Here is a 23,693-nt window from a genome sequence, read left to right on the forward strand (position 1 = left end):
CCGCCGTGCGACGATCTCCGCGATCTACGGCACCGCCGTGTAGGTGAGGGTGAGGGTCGGGCGATACGCCGCGGTGGTCGCCTCTCGCGACCAGATCCGGACGTTGTCGGTCCCGGCGAGGCTCGACATGCGCAGAGTCACGGTCTGACCTGCGAGCGCGGCGAGATCCGCAGCGCTGAGCGTCGCGGTGTAGGCGGTGCTGGTGGCCGCTGCGCCGGACAGTTGTCCGATGGGACCCGACGCCGTCTGCGTGATGCGGCTGTTCCACGTCATCGTCGCCTCGTCCCATGTGCCCGACATCACGTGGAAGACGTGGGTGTCGGCGGATGCGGCTGTGGCATCGGTCGAGGTGCGCACCGCGAGCGAGACGGACGTCAGCTGCATCCCGGCCGGCGCCGCCGGGAGCGGGAACGACATGAACGATTCGATCGCCGTGTTGAACCGCGACGACAGCTGGTTGGTCGTTCCGTACACCCCCGCAGCGTTGCTGGCGGCCACCATCGTGTCGGCGCTGGTCACGACCGTCTGGACCACGGGCGGTACGACCGGCGGCGTGATGGTGGCGGAGGCCGCCGCCGAAGCCGCGCTCACGTTGCCTGCGGCATCCCGCGCGGTCACCTTGTAGTACCAGGTGCCCGTGGGGCGCCCGCTGTCGCCGTAGGACGTGGTCGTCACATCGGCGAGCTTGGACGAGTCATCGGCAGTGAAGCCGGCCGCGGTGCCGCGGTAGACCGTGTATCCGGTCACTCCGGTGTTGTCGGTGGAGGCGGACCACGTGAGGGTGACGTCGGCGTTGTTGACGACGGACGTGGCGAGGCCGGAAGGCACCGACGGCGCTTCGATGTCGGGGCCGGCCACGGGTGTGAACGTCAGCTTCACCGACGGCCGATATGTCGCCGAGGTCGCTTCCGCAGACCACAGCCGCACGTTGTCGCCGCCGGCGCTCGACATCCGGAGTGTCACCGTCTGGCCGAGCGTCGACGCGAACGGCGCGGGGCTCAGTGCGACGGTGTACGGCGTATTGAGCGCCGCCGCACCCGTGAGACTTCCGAGCAGTCCCGTGGTCGTCGTCTGCGGACGGTTGTTCCAGTTGACCGCAGCCTCGGTCCAGGCCCCCGACACGAGCCGGAAGTCATGGGCGTCCGCGGACGCGGCCGTGCTGTCCGTCGAGGTGCGCACCGAGAGGGCCACGCCGGTCAGCTGGGTGCCCGCGGGAGCCGCCGGCAGCGGCACGGCGAGGAACGACTCGATCGTCCCTCCGGTCCCACGGGACGACAGCTGGTTCGACGTGCCATAGAGAGTGGTGGGAGACGACTGCGCGACCATGGCGTCATCCGTGATCGGCACGGTGATCTCCACGGGCGTGCCGCCGTTGGCGAGGATGGTGGCGAAGGCGCTCGCCGAGGCGGCGCTCACGTTGTTCTCCGCGTCCCTCGCCGTCACCTTGTAGTACCAGACGCCCTGTGTCCGGCCGGTGTCGGTGTACGACGGCGCCGTCACGTCCGCGATCTTCGAGGTCGCGTCGGCCGTGAAGCCGGCGGTCGTCCCTCGGTAGACCGCGTAGCCGGTGACCGCGGTGTTGTCCGTCGAAGGCGACCATGTCACGGTCACGTCCGCGTTGTTCGCGACGGAGGTCGCGAGCCCGGTCGGCACGGTCGGCGCCTGGGTGTCGGGACCGGAGACGGGCGTGAACGTCAGCCGCAGGGACGGACGGGAGGCCGCGGAAGTCGCCTCCGCCGACCACAGGCGAACGTTGTCACCGGTGGTGCCCGACATCCGCAGCGTCACGGTCTGTCCGAGGAAGGCGGTCAGTCCGTCCGCGCCGAGCGCGACGGTGTAGGGCGCGTTGAGCGCTGTCGCACCCGTCAGGGTACCGAGCACGCCGGTCGCGGTCACCGTCGGGCGGTTGTTCCAGTTGACGGCGTCCTCGCTCCACGCGCCCGTGACCAGCCCGAACTGCGGCGAGTCGGTCGTGGCGGCGGTGCTGTCGTTCGATGTGCGGACGGACAGCACCGCACTCGTGAGGACCGTCCCCGCGGGCGCCGCCGGGAGCTGCAGCCGGATGAACGACTCGATCGTGCCGCCCGTGCCGCGTGCCGACAGCTGGTTGGACGAGCCGTACAGCGTCGTCGGGGCGGACTGCGCCACCATCGCGTCCTCGGTGGGCGTGAGGGTCACGTCGACCGGCTGCGACGGCGGCTGGACGGTCACCGACGCAGACGACGCGGTGCTGATGTTCCCCGCGGCATCCTGCGCCGTCACCTTGTAGTACCAGGTGCCGGCGGCGCGGCCGGTGTCGACGTGTCCCGGTGTCGTGACTTCGGCGATGCGGTTGCCCGCTCCCGGCGTGAAGTCCGACGCGAGGCTCCGGTACAGGACGTAGGAGCTGACGCCGCGGTCGTCGGTCGAGGCATCCCACGTGAGCGTGACGTTGGTTCCGGTCGACAGCGTCGCGGTGAAGTTGCCGGGCGCGCTCGGAGCGGTCACATCCGGCGCGACGATCGTCACCACCGCCGTGTCCGACGCCGAGCTCGCGTTGCCTGCCGCATCACGTGCGATGACGCGGTAGTACTTCGCCCCCGCGGGGAGTCCGCTCTCGCTGAACGACGTGCCGCCGACCGTCCCGACGAGCGTTCCGTCGACGATCGCGAAGCCCGAGGTCGGGCCACGGTAGACCGCATACTCGGTCACGTCGACGTTGTCGGCCGAGGGCGCCCACGTGACGGTCACGCCGTCCGCCCCCGTCTGGACAGCCGCCGCGCTGGCGGGTGCGGTGGGTGCGTCGATGTCCGTGACGTCGAGCTGCTTCGCCGCGGACGGCGCGCTCTCGTTCTCAGCGGCGTCGACCGCGACCACCCGGTAGTAATAGGTGCCGATGGCCGGGGCCACCTCGTGATACGAGGTCGTCGCGGTCGCCGTGAGGAACGAATCCGCGTCGGCCGTGAAGTCGACTGCCGTCCCCCGGTAGACGCGGTACTCGAGCACGCGGGTGTTGTCCGTCGACGCCGTCCACGACACGTCCACGCCACCGGCGCCGTGTGTCGCGGTGAGCCCGGTCGGGCTGCTCGGCGGGGCGACGTCCTGCACACCGAGCGCATAGTGCCGCGCGATCTCGGTGGCGGTCAGCCCGGAGCTGTAGAGCGAGAACTCGTCCAGCGCCCCACGGAAGTAGGAGTTCGACGTGGCGCTCGGCCAGTTGCTGAGGTTGCCTCCGCCGATGCGCCAGTACCCGTTGGAGGTCTCGGCTCCCGTGGTGCTGCTCTGTGCGACGAGCGCGCCATCGACGTAGAGCTTGCGGCCGGACGAATCCAGAACGCCCACGGCCTGGTGCCAGCCGCCGTCGGCATAGCCCAGCGGGCTGGTCACGACCGCGTTGGTGGAGCCGACCCGCGAGCCGAAGACGAGGTTGCCGCCCGAGGTCATGTACAAGTGCTTGTCATAGCTCGTGCCGTTGCCGGTCTGCGCGTTCTCGAACCCGAACAGCTTGCCGCCGGGGGTCGTGGTGTTGAACCAGATCTCACCCGTGAAGGTCGTCGTCGGAGTGAGCGAGGCCTGGGTCGCGACGGTGCCCAGGTTGGTGCCGGGGGTCGTCACCGCCGTGTTGCCGGGGATGATGCCGGGCTGGCCCTTGGTGACACCCGTCCGGTACGCGCCGGGGTAGGTGCCGAAGCGCGCCGAATCGGCGGCGGTCGTTCCCGATGCCTCGCCGAGACGCCAGAAGAGGGTCGGGTCGGCGGCGAAGACGCGTGTGCCGTAGGCGTCGGCCGGCGCCTGGTTAAGGCCCAGGTTTCTGCCCGCGGCCTGGTAGTGGTCCGCCACGGCGCCTGCGCTGAGCGCGGTCGGGTAGACGGCCGCCTCGTCGATCAGGCCCGAGAAGAAGTTGCTCGTCGGGCGGTTCGGCCACCCGGAGAGGTTGTCCCCGCCCACGTGCCACACGCCCCAGTACGCCTGAGCGACCGTGTTCGTGTTCTGTGCGACGCGGACGCCGTCGACGTAGAGCGCCATGCCGGCGGCGCCCTGCGTGCCGACGATGTGGTGCCACGATCCGTCGTTCAATGCCCCGGGCGACGTCAGCGTGACCGTCGACCCCGTGTAGGCCCCGAACAACACGCGGCCGGTGTTGGTCATATAGAGATGCCGGTCGTAGCTGCCGCTGAGCACCGTCGCACCGGTGTCGGTGCGTGGACGCCCGCTTCCGAAGCCGATGATCTTCCCACCGCGGGTGGTCGTCGTCTTGATCCAGGTCTCGACGCTGTACGTCGTCGGCGCCGGGGCGATGCCCTGGTGCCAGACGTAGTCGTCGGAACCGTCGAAGAGGAGTGATCCACTCGGGTCGCCGGTGACGGGGGCGTCGGTCGCATGCAGGGCGCCGTTCTCGACGACTCCGGGTTCGCGACTGGTGTTCGTGGTCGACGCTGAACCGTCCTGCAGCCACGATCCCGTGACATCGCCCGGCCAGTAGATCGCCGGTGCGCTGGCGCGGACGGATGCTGCGTAGTCGGAGGCCGGAGCGACCGCCGTGGCGGTCGCCACCTGCGAGAGGACGGACGTGTTCGTTCCGTCTGTCGCACGAACGCGGTAGGTGTAGGTCGTTCCCGCGGATACGCCGGCGTCGACGAACGTCACCTGCGGGCGATTCCACCAGACGGACGAGGACGTACCGCTCCAGATCGGGGTGGGCGAGTTGTTGCGGAACACCTGATAGGTCAGGTCGGAGTCGTCGTCGTCGAGGGAGGTGCGGATCCGCACCTGGATCGCGCCGCTGCTCTGCGCGATCGCTGCGACGGTCGGCGCCGGTGGATTGCCGGTGTCGGTGGTCCCGAAGCGAGTGAGGTGATCCTGGGGGTTGCCGTTGATCGTGGTGAAGTCGCCGCCGCTCCACATGTACTGCTGGCCGCCGGACCTCCCGGTCGCCACGACGAGCGCCCGCGGTCCGATGTTCTCGCCGATGCCGTCGTTCGTCTTGGGGTCCCACGCGAAATGCGAGCCGTCGACGGTGCTCTGCGCGAGGAAGTAGTGACGCGTGCCGTCCTGCTGGGCGTGCACAGAATCACAGTTGTGGCCGTGGCTCACCGAGTACAGAGTGGTTTGGAACTGCAGCGTCATCTGCGTTGCACCCAGGCACGTGTCGCGCCAGAGCTGATCGCCGGTGGCCCACGAGAACGCCGCCCGCCCGTCGAAGACTCCTCCACCGGTGCCCTCGTTGGAGATGTAGAAATTGCCGTCGCTGCCGCTGAAGATGTGCTTGGTGACCGAGGTGTTCGGGATGAATCCGGCGGGGTAGGTACGGATGTTCGCGCCCGTGACCGCGTCGACGATGGCGATCGAGTGCGAATACGCGCCGTTGATATTGAAGAAGTCCCCGCCGATCGCGACCTTCGATCCATCGGGCGACACGCCGATGCCCCGGCCGATGTCATCGGCGTTCGCGGTCCACGGAAGCAGGGCGCCGGTCGTCACATCGACGGCTGCGAAGCGCTGACGCGGCTCTCCGCCCACTGTGAGGAACATGCCGCCGAAGTACATCGTCGCGCCCTTCACGGCGATCGTGTGCACGATCGACGAGATGGCGGGCAGACGGAGACTCATGACCGTGCACGTACGGACGTCGATCTGAGCGATGCGGCCCGTGGACACACCGCCCACGTTCGAGAAGTTGCCGCCGATGTAGACACTGTTGCCGTCGGGCGCCGTGGTCGCTGCGTAGATCGCCGGGGTCCCGCCGACCAGCGAGAGACTCAGCTGGCAGCCGTCGGGGTTGCCCGTCTCGGCGTCGAGGATCGCGAGACCGTTCGCGGCGATCGGCGTGCCGGATCCGCCCTCCGGCGGACGAAGCTGGCTGAACGTGCCGCCGGCAACGACCCTGCCGGCCGATTGCGCGAGCGCGTACACCGTGCCGTCCGTCTGCCACGTCGGTAGGTCGTCGGCGGTGAACTGTACGCCTGGCGACAGCGCCGAGGCCTGTTGGGGAGGTGTGACCGCCACGAAGCCGACCACGAGCGCCAGCGCTGCACCAACACTTACCCAGATTCGTGAGACCACAGGTCACACCCCCAACGCCCACGGTCGGGTCCGCGGGCCTCCCAGTAGCACCGCCGGGTTCCCTGTCGCGGGCTCTGACACTCTCCCCAAAGAGTGCGGCACTCGGCATTCGGGACGATGCTACGCACACTGTACAACGCAGTCCGCATTTTGTCTCCCCAGGATTTGTATTCCAGTACCCGCCTGTGATATGCGCCATTCATCCCTGGTGGAGACGGTGGACGGGGCGGGACCGAACGGCGTATTCCGCGCGACGCCGTCGCGCTGTATGGTGTGCCCGAAGACACGCACCCCTTGCCGTGAGGCGAGGGGCTGTCGGTCGACGAACCCGAAACCGTCGACCGGCTCACCCGACGGTCGACGCACCCGAAACCGACGACCGGCGTAGCCGCGATCCACGGTCGGCGTGCCCGGAATCGAGGGGTCGAGGAAGGACTGCGCTCGAGAGCGCTCTCCGGGAGATGCGTCGCGACGACGACGTCGCGCGCATGCTGGGAGGACAGATGGCTGGGCAACCGACGGTTCTGAAGCGGCGGCGAGCCCCGCGGGTGCTGTTCATCGGGATCAACTACGCACCCGAACCCACCGGGATCGCGCCCTACACCGCCGGCATGGCACAGGCCCTTGCGGGACGCGGATGGCAGGTGGGCGTCATCACCACCCACCCGCACTACCCGTGGTGGAAGATCCAGGACGGCTTCGGCGGCTGGACCCGCGTCGAGAAGCAGGATCGCGTCGACGTCACGCGCCTGAGCCACTACGTGCCCCGCCGCCACACCATGGCGGATCGGGCACTCTCCGAGCTGACGTTCGGTGTGCGGGCCGACTTCGCCCATTGGCAGCATCCGGATGCCGTCGTCCTGGTCAGCCCGGCGATGATCTCCTCGAGGATGGCCGCCGCCCGGGCCGCGCTGTCGGGCATCCCGACGGTCGTCTGGGTCCAGGACATCTACACTCTCGGTGCCCGTGAGACGGGCGCCGTGTCCCGGCGTGCGGAGGCGATAGCGGCGCTCGAGCGCGGGCTGGTGAGGTCAGCCGACCGCGTCGTGGTGATCCACGACCGGTTCCGCCGCGTCCTGCGTGAGGAACTGTCGGTCACCACGCCCGTCGACGTCGTGCGGAACTGGTCGCACGTGAGAACCGATGACCGCGGACGCGACGAGGTCCTCCGCGGAGAGCTCGGCTGGGCGGCGGACGACATCGTCGTGCTGCACGCCGGCAACATCGGCGCCAAGCAGGGGCTGGAGAACGTGGTCCATGCCGCACGCGAGGCTGACCGCCGTGGATCGCACGTGAAGTTCGTGCTCCTGGGCGATGGGAATCAGCGGCCCGCCCTCGAGGCGATGGGCGGGTGCGCGCGACTGCAGTTCCTCGATCCTCTGCCCGACGGCCTCTTCGAGCGCGCGCTGGCGTCCGCCGACATCCTTCTCGTCAACGAGCTCCCGGGGCTCACCGAGATGGCCGTCCCCAGCAAGCTGACGACGTACTTCGCGACAGGACTTCCAGTGATCGCGGCCGTCGACTCGTCGAGCATCACGCACGACGAGGTCTGCGCCGCAGGCGCCGGGCCGTGCGTTCCGGCCGGCGACCCCGGCGCCCTGGTCGAGGCCGCAGAGCGGCTGGCGGCAGATCCCGCCGCCGCCCACCTGTTCGGCGAGTCGGGCCGGAGCTTCCGGGATCTGCATCTCGACGTCGAGGCCTCGGTGGCGTCCTTCGAGACGACGCTGAAGGCGGCGATGGCCTCCGGCCGGCGCGCGCCCGTCCCCGCCCTCGCCGCCTCGGTGAGCCGGGGAATCGGGCGGATCATCCACCACGGATCGATCGAGACCGCCGCGACGCACCGCCCGCTCGCGGGCGGTCACCGCCACCCCTGACGCAGGGCGGCAGTCCTGACGGCGGGACTCGCGTGCCCCGCCGTCAGGCCATCCCCCGCCTCAGGGTGTCGTGTACACGAGGGTGAGGGTGGGCCGGTAGGCCACCGGTCCTGCCTCACGAGACCACAGCCGGACGTTGTCGCTGCCCACGGCGCTCGAGAGCCTCAACGTGATCGAGGTGCCGGCGAGCGGTGCGAGGTCGGCTGCGGAGAGGGTGGCGGTGTACGGCGTGTCGACGGCCGTCGCCCCCGTGAGCTGCCCCAGCACAGCCGCACCCACCGTGGTCGGGCGGTTGTTCCAGGTGATCGTGCTCTCCTGCCACGTACCGCTGACGAGGCGGAACTCGTGGGTGTCGGTCGATCCGGCCGTCTGATCGTTAGACGTCCGCAAGGAGATCGTCGCCGACGTGAGAACCTGTCCCGGCGGTGCGGCCGGCAGGTCGAAACGCAGGAACGACTCGATGGTGGTGTTGAACCGCGACGAGAGCTGGTTCGTCGCCCCGTAGGCGAACGTCGGATTGATGAGTGCTGCCATCGCGTCGGCGGACGTCACGATCGTCTGCGTCGTCGGCGGCGCGGGCGGCGTGGTGACGACCGCGCTGGCGACAGCCGACGCCGCACTCACGTTCGACGACGCATCCGTGGCAGCGACCTTGTAGTACCACGTTCCCTGCGGCCGGGCGCCGTCCGTGAAGGTCGTGTCGATGGCGTTCCCGATACGGGAGGCGTCGTCCGCAGTGAACCCCGGGGTCGTCCCGCGATAGACCAGGTACCCGGTGACGCCGACGTTGTCGATCGAAGCGTTCCAGTTCAGCTCGACGTTGTTCGCCCCCTCGACGGTCGCGGTGAGGCCTGTGGGCGCACCGGGCGGCGTGTTGTCCGGAGCCACGATGACGACCGATGCCGCGCCCGACGCGCCGGAGACGTTCCCCGCGGCGTCGCGGGCGGTCACCTTGTAGTACCACGTGCCCTCGGAAAGCGGCGCGTCGTGATACGAGGTGCCCACCACGTTCGGCTGGATGAGGGTGTCCATGCTGGGCACGAACGCCGAGTCCGAGCCCCGGTACAGGGCGTAGCCCGTCACCGCCGCGTTGTCGGTCGACGCCGTCCAGGAGATGTCAGCCGCCTGGCCTGCGGCCACCGCGTTCACCCCGGTCGGCACGCTCGGCGGCACGCCGTCGACGACGGTGACCGGTGCCGAGGCGCCGGAGGCCGTGCTCGCGTTGTTCGCACCGTCGAACGCCACCACCTTGTAGTAGAAGGTCCCCGGCGGCGGCGCCACGTCTTCGAACGTCGTTCCGCCTGCGGTGCCTCGCAGCGTGTCGGCCGCAGGTGTGAACCCGGCGGTCGTCCCGCGATAGACCCGATACCCGGCGACGCCGATGTTGTCGGTCGACGCCGTCCACGTCACGTCCACATTCGCCCCGTCGAAGGACGCACCCACGCCCTGCGGAGTGCTCGGCACGGCCGTGTCGACGAATCCCGTTCCGACGTTGAAGTGGTTCTGGGCCTGCTGCGGCGACAGCACTTGGTAGTACACCGCCGTCTCGTCGAGCTGGCCGTCGAAGTAGCGATTCACCTGAGCGTTGCCCACGGTCGGGTAGCCATTGAGGTTGTCGCCGCCGACGTGCCACGTGCCGTTGTAGGTGCCGTTGCCTGTCGTGGCGTTCTGTGCCTGCAGCACGCCGTCTACGTACAGCCGCATGCCGCCGGGCCCTTGCGTGCCGACCACGTGGTGCCACTGCCCGTTGTTGAGCGCGGCGAGACTGCGCAGCGTGGTCGTGCCGAAGCCAGCGCGCACGCCGAAACGGAGGAATCCGGTCCCGTTCTCCATGTACACGACGCGGTCGACGGTGCCGCTGGTGCGATCCGTCCCGTTGTCGGTGCGGGGACGCCCGTTCGAGGATCCATAGTTGACGAGGGCTCCGCCGGTGGTGGATGTCGTGCGGAACCAGGTCTCCACCGAGTACGCGGTGGGACCGGGCAGGATGACGTCATTCCAGATGTACTGCGGGAGCCCGCTCGGCTGCGTATCGGTGAACGTCGCACTCCGGCTCGGGTCGTTCGGGATCGCACCGGCAGCCGCGCGGTCCACGCCGTTCTGTGCGAGGCCGTTGAGTCCGACGACCGTCTGGCCGGCGCTGTCGACGACCCACTGCGCATTCGCAGTGTCGTCGTAGCGGTAGAACAGCCGAGGCTGGTCTGCGACGACAGTCGAGGCGTACACCGACCCCGCCGCCGAGGCGGTCGCCGTGACCGTCCCCGATAGGGCGCTCTGGTTGTTCGCCCGGTCGATCGCTCGCACGCGGTACGTGTAACTCGTCCCGGGTACGACGTCGGTGTCGACGAAGGTCGCCTGGTATCGATACCAGTGCTTGGACTGCGCGACGCCCGTCCAGACGGGGGTCGTCGTATTGTTCCCGCGATAGACGGCATACGTGATGTCGGAGTCGTCCGGGTCGTAAACGCCGCGGATGTTGACCTGCACCGCGTTCGGGGTGATGGCGCGCGCCGCGACCGTCGGGACCGGCGGAGCGCCGGTGTCGGTGGGGCTGAATCGCGTGAGCCCCTGCTGGTTGGTGCCGTTGACGCGAGTGAACTCGCCGCCGACCCACAGGTACGGCGTGCCGTTCGTCCCCGGTCCGATCGCGATCGAGCGCGGACCGATGCCCTCCCCCGTGCCGTCGTTCAGCTCGGGAAGCCACCCGATCTGCAACTGGGTCGGGTCAGCGGCGTGGGACACCGACAGGAATGTGCGCCGGCCGTCCGGGAACATCCCCATCGCCCCGCAGTCGTGGTGGTGGTGCGCCTCGAAGAGCAGACCCTGGTACGGCACGATGGTCTGTGTTGCGCCGGCGCAGTTGTCGCGCCACGCCTGGCTGTAATCCGACCAGTTGTAGGCGAGCGCACCGTCGAATCCGGCGAATCCCTCTTGGGCGATGAAGAACCGCACGCCGTCCGAGCTGATCGTCTTCGTCCTCGAGGTGTTGCCGACGGTGTTGGCCGGCCACGTGCGCAGCACCGCTCCGGTCGTCGAATCCACGACGGCGAAGCTGTGGGACGCCGACCCGTTGATGTTGAACCAGTCACCCCCGATCGCAAGCCGGGTGCCATCCGGGGAGAGCTGGAGCGCGTCGCCGCGGGCGTTCTTGTCGGGGACGACGGTGTTGCTGTACAGCTCCTCTGTCGCGCCGGAGGCGTTCGCGATGAAGGCGGTCTGCAGAGCTCCTGCACGATTGACCTTCGCGAAGCTTCGCCTCGTCTGTCCGGCGACCGTCTGGAAGACGCCGCCGAAGTAGACGAAGTCGTTGGAGGGCTCGATCTCGAGCACGTAGTTGGAGATGCCCGTCACCCGGAACGGCGTGACCGTGCAGGTCGCGACATTGATCTCGGCGAGCCGGCTCACCGCGACGCCGCCGACGCTCGTGAACTGGCCGCCGACGAAGACGGTGTTGCCATCGGGCGCGGCCTTCACCGCGTACACCGCTGCCGTGCCGCCGTTGAAAGCGACCGGCAGCTGACACGAGTCCGGCTCACCCGTCGCGGCGTTCAGGATGGCGAGACTCTGGATGTTTCGAGCGGCCCCCGTCTGTCCTGCGCCGGGGCGGATCTGACTGAAGGTTCCCCCCACGACTGCTCTGCCGCGGGAGATGGCGACTTGCCAGACGACGCCGTTGGTCTGCCACGTCGGCAGAGCATCGGCACTGAACGGTAGGTCGGGCGAGAGCGCTTTCGCCTGTTGTGCCGGTGGTAAAGCGATGATTCCGATGGCGAGCGCCGCGACTGCGGCGACGCTCGCGAAAAAGCGAGTACGCACGTGAACCCCGTTCCCAGATATTCGAGACCGGTCGCTGCACTTTCCCCAGTGGAACACCGGTCGCCCACAGGCTCCCCGTCCGCGGGCACACGTGCTGTTGCTGCGCTTCGGCATCATCGTCGGGTGCAACTTGCCAGTACGCTTGACCCCGGAGTTTACACGAACACGCGTCAAGCGCCAGTGTGGAGTCCGACACCCGCACTATGCTGTGCGGGGGCATGGGGGAACATGTCCGGCCTGACCTTTCGCGAAGCCATGGGTTCACTGTCGAGCTCGCAGAAGAGTCGCGCAGGCGTCTCGCTGTATTCGCGCTACATCAACCGTCCCGTCGGACGGGTCTTCGCAGCGGCGGCCGCCTCCATCGGGATCTCCCCGAACGGAGTGACCGCCGTCTCGGCGCTCTGCAGCGCCCTCGGCCTGATCGTGCTCGTGATCTGGCCCGCCGGCTGGGCGACCGGTCTGGTTGTCGCGATCCTGCTGGTGCTCGGATTCGCCCTGGATTCCGCCGACGGCCAGGTGGCGCGGCTGACCGGACACGGCAGCCTCGCCGGAGAATGGCTCGACCACGTCGTCGATTCGGGCAAGATGGTCGCCGTTCACGCCTGCGTGCTCGTCGCGGCAGCGACCCAGGGACTCTTGACGGGGGCATGGCTGCTGATCCCGCTGGGTTACATGCTCGTCGCAGTCGTGCTCTTCTCGGGAATGACCATCTTCGAACTTCTCCGCCGCACTCAGCCACGCCAAGCCGATCCGCCCCGATCCCCGTCGACGATCCGTGCGATCGGCCTGTTGCCGGCGGACTACGGCGTCCTTGCCCTCGCCTTCCTGCTGTGGGGCGCATCGCAGACCTTCTTCGTCGTCTACGCCGCACTCGGAGGCATGACCGCCTTCGTCACGGTCGCCCTGCTCCTCAAGTGGTTCCGAGTCCTGAAGCGGGCCGACTGACCGACAGGACTAGGGCGCCTCGCGCGTGTCTCGCCGGTAGTGGAACAGTGCGACGGGGACGAACAGGAGCGGTGCCGAGATCGCGTTCGCGCCGAACCCGAGGATGAGACTCCACTCGTCACCGCCGAGCGCGTAGCCGACGAGGAACCCCGCGGTCGTAGCCGCGGCGATGCCGATGCGGACCAGGGTGACGGCGGACTGGTGATCCAGAACGCGGAGCACGATGCCGTGGATACCCGACCAGCCCGTCAGGATGGTCGACACCCCGACCAGGACGAGGCCGAGCAGGAGGTCCGCCCGCTCGACTCCCGCGGGCGCCCAGCCGCTGAACCAGATGACGGCCACGAGAAGCGCGACGACGGCGGTCGCCAGGATTCCGAGCCTGATGCTGGCGCGCCAGCCGCGCGCGATCACCGTCGACGCCTGCCGGTAGTCGACGTGCGTGGCGCCGTCGGCGACGATGTTCGTCGTCGTCGCCGCGAAGGCCAGGTTCAGCGGTCCGAGCAGCGTCTGCGCGAGCCGGACTCCGCCGATGAGGTCATCGGCGCCGGAGCCCGCGAGCACGAGGAGCGGCACCGAGACGATGAACTGCCCGACGACGAAGTCGAGTGTCTGCCACGCCGCCGAGGAGCGGTAGCGGACGTACGGGTAGGACCCGACGCGGAGTGGGACCTGAGGCAGCACCACCGCAGCCGCGATCGCGCACGAGACGCCGATGACGAGCATGAACGGCAGCGGTGTGGCGGTGACCACGGGCAGTGCCGTCGCCGAGACGAGCACCAGCCGCACACCATCGCCCGCCGCAACGGCCCACCGCCGGCTCGAACCGATGGCGCGGTACCGGACCCAGTCGTAGAACACCGGAACAGCGCCGGCGATCCCGACGATCGTCGCTTCGCCAGGCGCGGCTCCTGTCGAGCTGATCGCGATCGCGGCCACTGCGAGAGCGGAGAGCGAGGAGACGACCAGCATGTACCGCGCCGGCACCAGCGATGCGGAGTCCGTTCGCTGGAAGATCAGTGCCGGCTGGAAGAGGGCCGCTCGAGACCCTCCGACCGCGAGCACGCTGGCCAGCGTGATGATAGAGAACGAGGTGAAGGCCGCCGGGTCCATCCGGACCGCGGCGATCAGCATCGGCACCGCCCCCGCAGCGCTCGAGAGGATCTGCGCGATCGTCAGCGGGCGAGGAAGCCTGAGCCGGCGCGGGCTCATCGCGCAGCCGCTCGGATCGCGGCCTCGAGGTTGGCGCCGACGGCGTCGACGCTGAACCGGTCTGGCGACGCGGACGCGATCTCCAGCTGCCTCGCGAGATTCGCATCGTCTTCCAGGAAGCCTGCGAGGACCCTGGCCAGCGCCCGTGCGTCGAGGGGGTCGACGGCGACGGCGGCAGCCCCCGACTCGATGATCTCCTCGGCGGCGCCGTCCCTCGTCGACAGCACCACGGGCCGGCGGGCGTTCACTGCCTCGAAGCCGGCGAGCGAGCGATAGTCGCCTTGCGTCGGACACACGACGACGTGCGCGCGTGCGTAGTCGACGGCCACCTCGTCGTGGCTTCTCCGCCCGTGGAAGCGGACCCTCTCCGTCAGCCCCAGCTCGGCGACCTGCCGTTCGAGTGCCGCCCGCTCCGGTCCGTCTCCGACGACATCGAGTGTCCAGTCGCGTGAGTGCTGGGGGAGGTCGGCGAGCGCTGCGAGCAGGAGATGCAGCCCTTTCCTGCGCTGGAGGCTGTTCAGGAACAGAAAGCGGACGGGGCCTCCGTCGTCCGAGCCGGTCGAGGGCTCCCCCGGCTGGGAGGTCAGGTACGGCCCGACGCGCAACCGCTCGGCACGGACGCCGAGACGCTCCCGCGCATAGCGTGCCGTCCGATCGTTGCTTACCAACACGACGTGCGACCGACGCGCAAGCGCCTTCTTCACCGCCGTCGCGACTCGGTCGTCACGGCCACCGCGGAACGACGGGTCGGATTCGATCAGTTGGACCACGCGGCGTCGCCGCAGGTGCGCGACCGCCGCCGAGACCATGGCCGTCGGCGTGAACTCCACGATCACGAGCACATCGGTCGGGCGCCGCAGCATTCGCCAGGCCGCTCGCGGCGTGGGGATCCGCAGGTTGCCCGTGTAGGTGAACTCCCCTACCGAGCGATCGCGCCGGCGCACCCAGAAACGCAGATCGGGTGCGAGCGGGAGCTCGGGGTAGCGCTCGAGGGGATAGTCCTCCCTGACAAGGACCGCGCCCTCGGGAAACCTCCGCGCGAATTCTCCCAGCACCTCGCGGAAGTAGGCCAGATCGTCGCCGAATCCGAACGCGCCGCTCGCCCACACCACTCGCAGGTGATCGGACCCTGTCACCCGGGCCTCCCTCGACGGAGTGTTGATCGACCGCACGGCAGTGAGTGGTCGGCGAGGCGCGCAGGAGTGATCATAACCGCTGACCTGCGAAAACCCGGCGTGGCTAGGATGTGGCCCATGGGCGGACGACGGAGTCTGGCCGGCTTCACCGGCGACGGTTACGACAAGGGACGCGGCATCGCCTGGCAGGCGGCGTGGCAGCTGGCCTCCAGCCTTCTCGTCATGCCCTGGTTCGCGCCTGCCAAGCTCCGAGTCAAAGTGCTCCGAGCCTTCGGCGCAAGAATCGGCGACGGCGTGAACTTCCGCTCCGGCGTCCGCGTCCACTGGCCCTGGAAGCTCACGATCGGCGACAACACGTGGATCGGTGAACGCGCGTGGATCCTCAACCTCGAGCCGGTGACCATCGGCAGCGACGTCTGCATCTCGCAGAGTGTGTTCCTCTGCACGGGGAGCCACGATCGACGCTCCCCCACCTTCGAGTTCGACAACGCCCCGATCACGATCGAGGACGGCGTGTGGGTCGCGGCGCGTGCGACCGTCCTGCGGGGTGTGACTGTGGGCAGGGATGCCGTCGTGGGTGCGACGGCGCTGGTCACATCGGACGTAGAGCCGGGATCAATCGTCCTCGCTCCGCGCGCGTCTGTCCGCGGCAGCACTGAGCCGGCCGCATGAAGATCCTCGGGGTGGTCACGCTCGTCAGCCCCCTGGGTGAGTACGGCGGACCTACTCGGGTCGCGATCAATCAACTGCTCTCCCTTCGGGCGCGGGGGCATCAGGTCGTCCTCGCCGGGACGCAGCGGGGGTTCGACGGCCACGTCCCCACCGAGATCGAAGGCGTGCCCGCCAAGCTCTTCCCGGCCCGCACGCTGCTGCCCGGGAGCGGATTCGCGGGACTCGGCTCCCCTGAACTGTGGATGGCGGTCCACCGTCACGCCCGCGAATTCGACGTCGTCCACGTCCACGCCGCGCGCGATCTCGTGACGTTGCCATCCGCGCTCATCGCACTCCGACGCCGCGTCCCGGTCGTCGTTCAGACGCACGGCATGATCGATGAGACGACCCACCCGCTTGCCGTGCCCCTCGATCTGGCACTGACCCGGCCCGTGCTCAATCGCGCCCGGCTCGTCGCCTACCTCACCGCCCGGGAGCGGGCCTCGCTGGAGGTCGTCTCCCGCGGCGGCGCACGACTCGAGGAGCTTCGCAACGGGGTCCCTCTCGAGGCCCCGGCTGTCGCCGCCGGCCTGACGGGCATTCTGTATCTGGCGCGTCTCGCCCCGCGGAAGCACCCTGTCGCCTTCGTCGAGGCCGCAGCGCGCATCGCGCCGGAGTTCCCCGAAGCCGACTTCGCGCTCGTCGGACCCGACGAAGGCGAGGGCGCTTCGGTGCGGGGGGCGATCGCCTCGTCAGGGCTTGGCGATCGCATCCGGTGGGAGGGTCCCGTCGACATGAGCGGGGCGGTGGAACGGATGCGGCGGGCGACCGTATACGTCCTGCCCAGCGTGGACGAGCCCTACCCCATGTCGGTGCTGGAGGCGATGTCCGTCGGTTTGCCCGTCGTCATCACCGAGACCTGCGGCCTCGCGCCGTTCGTCAGAGACCATGGCGCGGGCATCGTGACGGACGGCACCGTCGATGGCCTCGCGGACGCCCTGCGCACCCTGCTCACCGATCCCGCTCTGGCGGCCGCCACGGGCGCGCGGGGCAGGGACGCCGTGCGATCCGAATGCAACATGGCCGCCATCGCCGAACGTCTGGAGTCGTTCTACGGATAGCGGCTCGGGGAGGGCGGGACCGCGCGCAGCGGGCCCGGGCTGGACGGCGCCACCGATCCGCTGACCACGAGGATGCAGACAATGGTCAGGAAGAGCGGGCCGGTCGCCTGCAGCAGCGAGCCGCGCAAGAGGATCGTCATGAAGACGGGCAGGATCGCGCCGGCGATCGCCCACACTCCGCCCGCCCGCAGTGCGGGGACGATCCGGCTGTCCATCGCGCGCAGGACCAGTCCGACGAGGAGGAACGCGATCACGACCGCCACCACCCCACCATTCACGAGCGCTTCTGCCCACGCCGGCGCCGACAGATTGTCGAACTCGTATCCGCGGTACTCCGCCAGGAGTATGCCAGTATCGGTCGGTTTGTTCTCCCAGAGGGCACGGGGCACCCAGAAGAGGACGCTCCCGGCGAACTGGTTCAGCGGCGCGACAAGGCCGTCCAGCCAGTAGGAGAGCGCGTTGGCGACCTGCCAGAACGCGTCGTAGTCCGGGTTCGACAGGTATTCCTCGAAGAACCCGGAGCGCGTGCCGGCCGCCGCCCCCACACGTCTGAACGCATCGGCGATCGGAAAGACGAACAGGAACCCGGCGATCGCTGCGAGCATCGTGATCCTCGCGCGTCTGCGCGTCGCGACGGCGCCGGCGTACACGGCCAGGGCGAAGGCCACAGTCCCGAATGAATACCTCGCACTCGTCACCGGATTCACGATGAGGAGGAGCACCGCGCCTCCCACGAAAGCTCCCATGAGGGCCAGGCGCCGACTCTGCGGATTGCTGGCGGTGCGGCGAAGCTGGGCCAGGGCGCCGACCGAGACGAGCAGAGGGTAGATCCCGCTCGCGAAGACGACGCTGCGCACTGCGGGGTCCGGCCAAGCCGCCACGCGCGCCGCGGACGCGGCGTCGCGACTGCCGAGCAGAGCGATCGCTCCCAGGCGGTACAGGACGTACCCGCTCAGCGCCAGTGAGACGACGAACAGCGCCACAGTGCGCCAGCTGCTCACCGGACGCACGGTCAAGCGCCGTCCCTCGATGTGTCGATGGCTCTCACGCAGCATCCACAGAAGGCGCCCGACTTCGTAGCAGACGACACCGAGCACGACCACGCCAGCCGTCGGCACGTCCAACCCAGGGTCGACCCCCGGCGTCGTGGTCGAGGTCAGTCCGGACAGGATCTGGGCCGTCGGCGCGATCCCCATGAAGATGTACACGAAGAGCCAGAAGAAGAAGTCGAACAGCCGCGGCGTCCCCCTCACCCAGAGGAAGGAGAGCCGGGCGCCGGCCCACACCATGAGCCCGAGCGTCACGATCCACGCGTCGCTGCGCGGCAGGTCCGCGACATCGGCGACGAGGAATGCCGGAAGGCCGACCGAGAGGCTCGCCAGGGAGACGACCAGGAACAGCATGCGCAGTCCGCGTCGTAACTCGTCGCCCTCGACATCGGTGGCGCGCACCCCGGCCCGCGCGGGCCGGGGGCCAGGTTGCGGAAACTGGTCGATTCGCGTCATCGAGCGCCGTCCAGAAGAGGTTCGCGGGGCTGAGCAGTCAGTCCGGGTTGTAGCTTTCTCAGCGGTTGGGGGGAATTATATGGGGATGGGGGAAATTGCGGTCAGGTTCCATCGCTCCGCGTGACAGGTCGAGAGCATGGAAGCCAGAAGTTTGCTGCGGCTCATTCGTCACCACTGGGCGGTCGTGGTCGCCTGCGTGATGCTGGGTGTCGTCGGAGGGTGGGCGCTCGTCGTCGCGACGCCGCGCGAGTACACGGCGAGCGCTGACGTCTTCGTCACAGTCACCGGCGGGGCGAGCACGGGCGAGCTCGCGCAGTCGTCGAACTTCTCGCAGCTCCAGGCCCGCAATTTCAGCGCGATCGCAACCCGCGAGGTGGTGCTCGGACCGGTCATCGACTCACTCGACCTCGACAGCACCATCGCTCAGCTGCGCCGCCATGTCTCGACCTCGGTACCCCTGAACACGAGTGTCATCACGATCTCCGCCACGGACGAATCGCCCGCTCGCGCCGCCGCCATCGCCAACTCGGTGTCGACCTTCCTCGCAGAGGTCGTCCCGTCGCTCACCCCTCGAGTCGACGGTCAGTCACCCGTCCGTCTGCAGGTCATCGAGTCTGCGAAGGCGCCGACGGCGCCTTCCTCCCCCAACATTCCGCTCCTGCTGCTCACGGGGCTGCTCGCCGGGCTCGTCGCAGCAACCGTCGTCGTGGTGGTGCGCGGAGTGGTCGATGCCCGGGTGCGTGACAAGGAACAGGTGGCCGAGATCACGGGGCTGCCGTTGCTGGGCGTCATCTCCTTCGATCGGCGCGCGGAGCGGGATCCCATCGCCGTCGTCAAGAGCGGATCTCGACGCGGCGAGGAATACCGGCAGCTGCGCGCCAACCTCCGATTCCTGCAACCAGGGGAACTCCACAAGGTGTTCTCGATCACTTCCTCGCGCCCCGGGGAAGGCAAGAGCGCGACCGCGGCGAACATCGCGGCCGCCCTGGCCGCATCCGGCCTCGAGGTCTGCCTCGTCGAGGCCGATCTGCGTCGGCCGACGCTCAGCGATGTGCTGGATCTCCCTGAGTACGCCGGCTTCACGGATGTGCTGACCGGGGACGTCACGCTCGACGACGCCATCGTCAGCTGGGGCCCAGACGATCTCAAGGTTCTCCTCGCCGGGTCACGGCCGCCCAACCCGAGCGAGCTGCTCGAATCCGCCGGGGCGAAGGAAACGCTCCAGCGCATCCGCGAACGCTTCGACGTCACGATCATCGACTGTCCGCCGCTCAACCCGGTCTCCGACGGCGCGGTGCTGGCTCAGATGCTCGGCGGCGTCATCTTCGTCATCGGCGCCCGGGTGCTCCGCGTCCGTGAACTCCGGCGGGCCGTGGAGCGACTGACCGCCATGGGCGCGTCGGTCGAGGGCGCCGTGTTCAACATGTCCCGCTCGCGCGAGGACCATCGCTATGGCTATGCGCCGAGGAAGGCGCCCGCTCGTCCCATCCCCCGAGACGAGGCGGATGTCCCGTCCGACGCGACGTTCGGCGGGGGCGCACCGGACGACGGCCCGCAGCCGGACACCGATACGCCGCCTGCCCGCGGCGCGCTGGACCCCAGCGGGTTCGAGCCCGCTGACGCCGAGAGCTTCTCCGGCGGCAGACAGGGCATCGACGACCTCGACTGGCCGACCGACGACGCCACCGACGCGGCGGCGCACCGTCGTCGCTCGACGCGCCACGCCGGGGTTCCGCCGCTCAGTGAGGCCGGCTCGCCGCACGACGCTTAGAGTCGCATCGTGACCGACGACCTGGGCTCGATCCTCTTCGTCTGCACGGGGAACGTCTGCCGGTCTCCGTACTTGGAGTGGGGACTGCGGGGTGCGCTCGTGTCGACGGGTTCGCCAGTCGTCCACGTGGCATCGGCGGGTGTCGCTCCGCTCGCCGGTCATCCCATGAGCCGCTTCTTCCTCGAACGGTTGGGGAGCCGGGGCATCGACGCGTCGGAGTTCAGGGCAAGGGCGCTGAACGAGCGACAGATCGACCAGGCCGACATCGTGCTGACCGCGACCCGGGCACACCGGCAGTTCGTCGTGCGTCGCCTGACCTCCGCGGCGACTCGCACCTTCACCGTGTTGCAGTTCGCACGGCTCTTGCGAGCGTTCCCCGCACCGCCGGGTGGCGTCCCCGATCTGCCGACATTGGCGGCACGGGCTCACGCGGCGCGCGGCTCAGCCGGGGCATCGACCGAGCACGATGACATCCGCGACCCGTGGCGGCGATCCCGCCGAGTCCATCTGAAGGCCGCCCGGCAAATGGATGAGGTGCTCGAGGAGATCCTCGAGCACCTCATCCCGCGATGAATCGCTGTCTTACCAGCTGCTCACCGCGTAGTACTGCAGGTCCTGCACGTAAGGGGTGGAGACCACCGTGTAGGGGGACGTGACGGATTCCGCCGTTGCGCCCGACCGCACGATCTTGGCCGACACGCTGCCGAGCTTGAGAGGCACCGTGTACGCGGAGACCCCGGCCGGCGCCGAGAAACTCGTCGTCGTGCCACCGACGGTGATCTGCACGGTCGCGGCGGAGGGCAGCCACACGAGGGCCTCCACCATGTCGCGAGCGGCGGTAGCCGTACCGTCGAGTGCAGGCGCACCCATCAGCTGCTGCGAGTACGAAGGCTTGGCGCTCACGAACTGCGTGCGGTGCGTCAGCACGATGGCATCGGAGGTGATCGCCGGCTGAGCCCCTGTGTGGAACCACGAGGTGTAGTACCGCGTGAGATCCAGGAACGCCGACCCGTGGTCCTGCGACGGCGCGATCTGGGTCGACTCGCTGTAGTCGTTCCACGTCACCAGCTGGACGAAGTCCGCCTTCTGCGTGATCGCCTTGCTCCACTGCGCCCTCACAGACGCGGTGTTGTTGGCCTCAGCCCAGGAGAGCGAGCGGTACCGCACGTCCTGAACCGCGACCGGCGACATCCAGGTCTTGCCGAGTGCGTGGGCACGAGCCACGTTGTCGGCGCCGTTCAACGTGGTGCGCTCCGTGCGCGTACCCCAGTTGCCGAAGCCGTCGGCGATCGGGGCGAAGGCCTTGAGGTTGGCATCGCTCGCGTTGTTGAAGACGGCCTGGAACGAGATGGGCAGGCCGTACTTGGTTTCGAGCAGGTTGATGACCTGAGTCCACCACGAGACCGACGCGCCCTCCGCCTTGAAGCTGGAGAGGAGGTACTCACCGTCGTCCTTGTACGCGGAGGAGTACTTGTAGAGCTGGCTGAGGAGCGAAGCCGCCGTCTCAGGAGTGGCGGAGGCGAAGCCGGACGACCCGTCCACCATCGGCACTACGGCGAACCCGCCGACCTGCGCGGCGGCCTTCATGAGGTTGACCGAGGCATCCCAGTTCTGTCCGCTCGTGCTCATGAGGTTGAGCGTGAAGCCGTCGATGCCTGCGGACTTGGCCTGCTGCACCTCGGTGGCGAAGTTGCTCACGCGCCAGTCGGTCGAGGTCGAGACCCCGGGATAGACGGGCCGGTCGCGGAGCAGACCCCCCACAGAGGCGAACTTACCGTTCTCACCGTCGGGGCTGAGGTAGTGGCGCGTGTAGTAATCGGCCGACTCGGTCTTGTTGTCGATCGACCGCGGGTACGGCACGAAGTAGTGCGCGAAGACGAGCGGGCCATCACCCGAGTTGCCCGCGGGCGGCGTCGGGGTCGGCGTCGGGGTCGGCGTCGGGGTCGGCGTCGGCGTCGGCGTCGTGGCCGGCGCAGTGGTCACCTCGATACGGGGCACGTCGCTATTGAAGCGCTCCATACGGAGCTGGATGTACCGCTGGCTGTAGTTCAGAGCCACGGCGAAGTCGCCGGTCGTCGAAACCGAGCGCACGTCGAGGGGGATGCGCAGCGTCTGCCCCTTCACCGCCGTCACGCTCGACTGCGACACGGCGGAGCCGGTCGGTCCCGGCTGGTTCTGGTGCGTCAGCGAGGACGACTTCCAGGAGGCCGAGGTGGGGTAGGCGACGAGCCCGGGAGCCGTCGCGGTCGTGCTGTTCACCTTGACGACGAGCGTCGCGGCCGTCACCACCTGACCCGCCAGCGAGTCGCCGCGGAACTTGAGGTAGGTGCGATCCGACGTGGCGGTCGCGCTGAGCAGACCGGACTGCGGGGTCGACGGCTCACGCGACGTCGTCCACGCCGTGTCTACGGCGGTCAGCACCACCTTGTCGGACGTGGCGGCGGCTGCACGGTCGACACCCGCCGTGAAGGGCATCACCGCAACCGCGACGATCGCGGCGAGGATGAGGGCGAGCAGCGTGTGGACGCGGCGAGGGGCTTGGAGGCGGATACCGGGGGAGGTTGGGCGTTGTTCAGTATGGGGATGTCTCACGAGTCAGTTCTGTCCTTGTTGCGTTCATTCGGCCTGGCCATGCGACGACCCCCATCGGCGCACGTTGTCCCAGACGACTAGGTCACGTTAGCCGGAGAGCGATTGCCCCTCCTAATTGAGAGCGTGTATATTAGGCGATTCTCAGAAACTGGCGGGTGTGCGACACGGCGCATCGGCGACATCTGCGCCTGTTTTCGCTAGCATTGCCTCGTCGGCCGGGGACCCGACCCAGGCCGGGTCTGTCTGCTGGGGACGACCATGAAGGTGCTTCGTAGAGAAGTCGGCGGTATGCCGCTGTGGGCGATCGCGCTGGTGATCATCGCGACGCTCGTCATGGCGGCGTTCCTGAGCAGTGCTTCCGCTACGCGAGGGAAGGCCCCCGGCTATACGCCCACCAGTGATGCCTCGGCGCCGACGATTCCCGCACCCATGCCGCTCGCCGTCTTCATCGGCGACTCGTACACCCAGGGGGCGGGTGGCAACGGCGTCAAATGGCCCACGCTCGTCGGCGAAGCACGCGGATGGGACGTCGACAACCTGGGTCTCGGTGGAACCGGGTACATGAAGACATCCGACGTGAACGGCTGTGGGAGGACCTTCTGCGGCGCATACAGCGATGTGGTCGACGAGATCGTCGGAACGCCGTCGTACATCTTCGTCGCCGGGGGCCGCAACGACTTGAGCCTTCCCCTCCCCGACATCGCCGCGGCGGCCGATGCGCTGTTCGGTGAGCTTCGCGAGCGCTACCCGCAGACGAAGATCTTCGTGATCTCCCCGTGGTTCGACGACGATGCACCGCCGACGGAACTCGGCGCAGCCGCGGCAGCGATCCAGGCGGCGGCGCTCCAGAACAAGGTGGTGTACCTCGACACCGGGCAGCCGCTCCAGGGGCGCCCCGACCTGATCTCCGAGGATGGCGTCCACCCGAACGCCGACGGCTATCGAGCGCTCGCGGCGGCCGTCCAGACCGCGCTCGATCCTGCGCTGGCGCCATAGACGGGCATCGCTTCTCGCCCGCGTGGCCGGAG

Annotated in this window: 13 protein-coding genes; 7 read left to right on the forward strand and 6 right to left on the reverse strand. The window is 68.8% G+C overall.

The features are described from left to right. Nucleotides 1-24: 24 nt before the first annotated feature. The gene (locus tag ACFC1K_RS00275; protein WP_375869942.1) at nt 25-6,042 is read right to left on the reverse strand and encodes a DNRLRE domain-containing protein; all 6,018 of its coding nucleotides are present in this window, start codon (nt 6,040-6,042) and stop codon (nt 25-27) included. A gap of 503 nt (nt 6,043-6,545) precedes the next feature. On the opposite strand from ACFC1K_RS00275, the gene ACFC1K_RS00280 reads away from it, so the two are divergent. Next, nucleotides 6,546-7,916: a glycosyltransferase gene (locus ACFC1K_RS00280; RefSeq protein WP_375869943.1), complete on the forward strand. Its 1,371-nt coding sequence runs from the start codon at nt 6,546-6,548 to the stop codon at nt 7,914-7,916. A gap of 60 nt (nt 7,917-7,976) precedes the next feature. Here ACFC1K_RS00280 and ACFC1K_RS00285 read toward each other — a convergent pair whose 3' ends face one another. Next, entirely contained in the window at nt 7,977-11,546 is a 3,570-nt protein-coding gene (locus tag ACFC1K_RS00285) for a LamG-like jellyroll fold domain-containing protein (protein WP_375869944.1), read from the reverse strand. A gap of 441 nt (nt 11,547-11,987) precedes the next feature. Between ACFC1K_RS00285 and ACFC1K_RS00290 the strand changes: the two genes are divergently transcribed. Next, nucleotides 11,988-12,677, forward strand: coding sequence for a CDP-alcohol phosphatidyltransferase family protein (locus tag ACFC1K_RS00290; protein WP_375869945.1), 690 nt, complete (start codon nt 11,988-11,990; stop codon nt 12,675-12,677). A gap of 9 nt (nt 12,678-12,686) precedes the next feature. On the opposite strand, the gene ACFC1K_RS00295 is transcribed toward ACFC1K_RS00290, so the two are convergent. Further along, on the reverse strand, nt 12,687-13,889 hold the full coding sequence (locus ACFC1K_RS00295) for a hypothetical protein (protein ID WP_375869946.1): 1,203 nt from the start codon (nt 13,887-13,889) through the stop codon (nt 12,687-12,689). After that, the gene (locus tag ACFC1K_RS00300; protein ID WP_375869947.1) at nt 13,886-15,025 is read right to left on the reverse strand and encodes a glycosyltransferase family 4 protein; all 1,140 of its coding nucleotides are present in this window, start codon (nt 15,023-15,025) and stop codon (nt 13,886-13,888) included. Before ACFC1K_RS00300 ends, ACFC1K_RS00295 begins: the two co-directional genes overlap by 4 nt. Nucleotides 15,026-15,142: 117 nt before the next feature. Here ACFC1K_RS00300 and ACFC1K_RS00305 point away from each other — a divergent pair, with 117 nt between their 5' ends. Both ACFC1K_RS00305 and ACFC1K_RS00310 read left to right on the forward strand, forming a co-directional pair. Then, complete coding sequence (locus ACFC1K_RS00305; protein WP_375869948.1) at nt 15,143-15,697, forward strand: DapH/DapD/GlmU-related protein; 555 nt, start codon at nt 15,143-15,145, stop codon at nt 15,695-15,697. Then, the gene (locus ACFC1K_RS00310; RefSeq protein WP_375869949.1) at nt 15,694-16,797 is read left to right on the forward strand and encodes a glycosyltransferase; all 1,104 of its coding nucleotides are present in this window, start codon (nt 15,694-15,696) and stop codon (nt 16,795-16,797) included. The genes ACFC1K_RS00305 and ACFC1K_RS00310 overlap by 4 nt, the downstream gene beginning before the upstream one ends. Here ACFC1K_RS00310 and ACFC1K_RS00315 read toward each other — a convergent pair. Beyond that, on the reverse strand, nt 16,788-18,248 hold the full coding sequence (locus ACFC1K_RS00315) for a hypothetical protein (protein ID WP_375869950.1): 1,461 nt from the start codon (nt 18,246-18,248) through the stop codon (nt 16,788-16,790). The genes ACFC1K_RS00310 and ACFC1K_RS00315 overlap by 10 nt on opposite strands. Before the next feature lie 190 nt (nt 18,249-18,438). On the opposite strand from ACFC1K_RS00315, the gene ACFC1K_RS00320 reads away from it, so the two are divergent. Next, on the forward strand, nt 18,439-20,073 hold the full coding sequence (locus ACFC1K_RS00320; RefSeq protein WP_375869951.1) for a polysaccharide biosynthesis tyrosine autokinase: 1,635 nt from the start codon (nt 18,439-18,441) through the stop codon (nt 20,071-20,073). Between the two features lie 9 nt (nt 20,074-20,082). Further along, nucleotides 20,083-20,646 (forward strand): hypothetical protein, encoded by a 564-nt coding sequence (locus ACFC1K_RS00325; RefSeq protein WP_375869952.1) that lies wholly within the window; start codon nt 20,083-20,085, stop codon nt 20,644-20,646. Nucleotides 20,647-20,655: 9 nt separating this feature from the next. Here ACFC1K_RS00325 and ACFC1K_RS00330 read toward each other — a convergent pair whose 3' ends face one another. Next, on the reverse strand, nt 20,656-22,548 hold the full coding sequence (locus ACFC1K_RS00330; protein WP_375869953.1) for an endo-1,3-alpha-glucanase family glycosylhydrolase: 1,893 nt from the start codon (nt 22,546-22,548) through the stop codon (nt 20,656-20,658). A gap of 375 nt (nt 22,549-22,923) precedes the next feature. On the opposite strand from ACFC1K_RS00330, the gene ACFC1K_RS00335 reads away from it, so the two are divergent. Beyond that, nucleotides 22,924-23,661 carry an SGNH/GDSL hydrolase family protein gene (locus tag ACFC1K_RS00335; RefSeq protein WP_375869954.1) on the forward strand — a complete coding sequence of 246 codons (738 nt, stop codon included), beginning with the start codon at nt 22,924-22,926 and terminating at the stop codon, nt 23,659-23,661. The last annotated feature ends 32 nt before the right edge of the window (nt 23,662-23,693 follow it).

It is taken from the genome of Microbacterium sp. NPDC056057, from assembly GCF_042266945.1.
Lineage (GTDB): Bacteria > Actinomycetota > Actinomycetes > Actinomycetales > Microbacteriaceae > Microbacterium > Microbacterium trichothecenolyticum_C.

Excerpts from the sequence above, each read along its gene's own strand:
- ACFC1K_RS00280 (WP_375869943.1), top strand. The coding sequence starts at position 6,546 with ATGGCTGGGCAACCGACGGTTCTGAAGCGGCGGCGAGCCCCGCGGGTG.
- ACFC1K_RS00290 (WP_375869945.1), top strand. The coding sequence starts at position 11,988 with ATGGGTTCACTGTCGAGCTCGCAGAAGAGTCGCGCAGGCGTCTCGCTG.
- ACFC1K_RS00295 (WP_375869946.1), bottom strand. The coding sequence starts at position 13,889 with ATGAGCCCGCGCCGGCTCAGGCTTCCTCGCCCGCTGACGATCGCGCAG.
- ACFC1K_RS00305 (WP_375869948.1), top strand. The coding sequence starts at position 15,143 with ATGGGCGGACGACGGAGTCTGGCCGGCTTCACCGGCGACGGTTACGAC.
- ACFC1K_RS00310 (WP_375869949.1), top strand. The coding sequence starts at position 15,694 with ATGAAGATCCTCGGGGTGGTCACGCTCGTCAGCCCCCTGGGTGAGTAC.
- ACFC1K_RS00320 (WP_375869951.1), top strand. The coding sequence starts at position 18,439 with ATGGAAGCCAGAAGTTTGCTGCGGCTCATTCGTCACCACTGGGCGGTC.
- ACFC1K_RS00330 (WP_375869953.1), bottom strand. The coding sequence starts at position 22,548 with ATGCCCTTCACGGCGGGTGTCGACCGTGCAGCCGCCGCCACGTCCGAC.
- ACFC1K_RS00335 (WP_375869954.1), top strand. The coding sequence starts at position 22,924 with ATGAAGGTGCTTCGTAGAGAAGTCGGCGGTATGCCGCTGTGGGCGATC.